Consider the following 1714-nt stretch of genomic DNA (forward strand, 5'->3'; position numbering starts at 1 on the left):
ACCCGGTGTTCCCATGCCGGGCTGGTGGCTGTTGCTTCTTCTAAAGTCATCGTACTAATAAACTTCACGCTAAGTGATTGATAATGAACAGTTAATAAATTACAAATATTTTCCAATTATTTGGAAAGCAACATAGAAGTCCGATGTTTGCCGCCAGTTTCCTTCAGATTTCATCTCACGATGAACACCCTTGCTCTTGGCTATGTAATTCCCGCTATTAGGGCTTACTCGGGACTTCCACCCGTTAGATAATGCTCATGCCGAACGTACTAAACAGAACGTCGAAGTGCATATTATATGCACTCCGCTTTCAAGTAAAAAAAGATGAAAAAAACATTATTGATTATCTTCTTTAGTTTTATCCAATTGCTGAGTTTTTCTGCACAAAATGAAGCAAAAATAAGGGTAATAGTAAGTAACGATTACAACACTGAAGACCAGTGGGTGTATTTATTTGAAGGAGTCGGAAATGTATTTTCGATAGAAGATTCCGTTCTTTTAGCAAAGGGGCAACGAGAGTTCAGAATGCGCGCAAACTGTAAAGAACCATATGCATATTGTTGGCTGGCTTTTTCTAAATCAGGGCCAATACAGCCTGTTATATATTTAAGCAATGGTGATGATGTAACGGTATATATTGATAGAAACACTTCATTGAATCCATATACCGAAGGTTCAAAACAAATGCAAGAACTCTTTTCCATTAATGGTAAATATACTGAAGTCCGAAATAAATTACAGTCATTAAAAGAAGAAAGTTTGAATCCTGCCTATGATGATATGAAACGGAATCGATTAAATGACAGCATCAACGCTATGACCCACTATTTGAAGCTTGGATTATCATTTGAACTTCTCAAGACAATTAAATATCCCAAAAACTATTGGCTAGAGTTGTATCAAATTTACTATCTATTACCAAAGAATCAAGCTGATAGTGTTTTGATTGCAGCCAAGCAGAAATTTCCAGATTACGAAAAAATTCAATTATTTCCTTCATACAAAAAATATCCCCCAATGACCGATGAAAGTAAAGCTAATCAAAAGCGTTGGTTGACGATTTTAAGTGAGAAAGAACATATACCGCTTCGTCCTGCACCAAGACCCGCACAAGTAAATTTAGATACCATCAAAGCCGAAAAATATAAAATAGGCGACATTGTTGCTGACATTCAACTGCCGGACAGAAACGGGAAGATGATTTCACTCTACGACATCAAGACCGACTATGTACTGATCGATTTCTGGGCAAGTTGGTGTGGTCCCTGCCGAAGCGAGATACGTAACTATATGCTGAAAGATTACAATAAGTACAAAGAGTGGTTTACAATCTACTCTATTACCATAGACGAAAACGATAAGAATTGGAAAGATGCGGTGGATTTTGACAAAAGCGGTGCCTTCACACATGTAACATGGAAAGATCAACCGAACCGTTATAAATTAGAAAAGCAATTTAAAGTGGAATCCATCCCAACAAATTTCCTATTGGATAAAGAGCACAGGATTATTGCCACTGATTTACGAGGTAACGATTTGTATCTGAAAATAATGGAATTGACTTTAAAAAATAAAAAAGTGTTTTGAATAGACATTTACCCATAGGAATAAATCAATGAAAAGCAATTATAAATCTAAATATAAGTTACTATGTTTGCAAAGGCTAACACACGGAGACAAGTCGGATGCCGCTCTTCGGAGGCTTCGCGCCTCC

General features: G+C 36.9%; 1 protein-coding gene. It reads left to right on the plus strand.

From position 1 onward, the window contains the following. Nucleotides 1-324 precede the first annotated feature (324 nt). On the plus strand, nt 325-1587 hold the full coding sequence (locus DEM91_RS12435) for a TlpA family protein disulfide reductase (RefSeq protein ID WP_249859114.1): 1263 nt from the start codon (nt 325-327) through the stop codon (nt 1585-1587). Nucleotides 1588-1714: the final 127 nt, after the last annotated feature.

This window comes from Prevotella sp. TCVGH, from assembly GCF_023522295.1.
Lineage (GTDB): Bacteria > Bacteroidota > Bacteroidia > Bacteroidales > Bacteroidaceae > Prevotella > Prevotella timonensis.

What these genes read in the sequence shown, in the direction of transcription:
- DEM91_RS12435 (WP_249859114.1), top strand. Translation starts at nt 325, where the DNA reads ATGAAAAAAACATTATTGATTATCTTCTTTAGTTTTATCCAATTGCTG.